Source organism: Mesorhizobium sp. M1A.F.Ca.IN.022.07.1.1, from assembly GCF_003997575.1.
In the GTDB taxonomy this organism is placed as follows: Bacteria; Pseudomonadota; Alphaproteobacteria; order Rhizobiales; family Rhizobiaceae; genus Mesorhizobium.
In genome coordinates, this window is record NZ_RZST01000739.1 from 1 (window position 1) to 466 (window position 466).

Annotated in this window: 1 protein-coding gene; it reads left to right on the forward strand. The window is 58.8% G+C overall.

Annotation, left to right across the window (positions count from 1 at the left end; translation table 11 throughout):
• Window positions 1-466, forward strand: a 466-nt coding sequence (locus EOA75_RS33725; protein ID WP_164747802.1) for a DUF4396 domain-containing protein, incomplete at both ends; no start/stop codon positions are given.

A 466-nucleotide genomic window follows, 5' to 3' on the forward strand; every position in this document is an offset into this window, starting at 1 on the left:
ATTTCCTCGTTGCCTGGTTCGCATTGGCAGGAGCGTCGACGCTCTATGTCGGCTTCGACCAGTGTCACAACAATCCCGAGCCGGTGGTGATGAAATGGGGCTTCATCCTTGTGACGCTCTATATGGGCCCGCTCGGGCTGCTGCTCTACGTGCTGGCCGACAAGGAACCGCGCCCGGGCGAGCATGAGGCCTTCACAAAACCCCTTTGGAAGCAGGGCGTCGGCTCGACTATCCATTGCGTCGCCGGCGATGCCACCGGGATCATCCTTGCCGCGGTCGTCACCGCCACGCTTGGCCTGCCGATGTGGCTCGACCTGATCGTCGAATACCTCGCCGGCTTTGCCTTCGGCCTGTTCATCTTCCAGTCGCTGTTCATGAAATCGATGATGGGCGGCAGCTATTGGGAGAACGTGAAGAAAAGCTTCCTGCCCGAATTCATCTCCATGAACTTCATGATGGCCGGTAT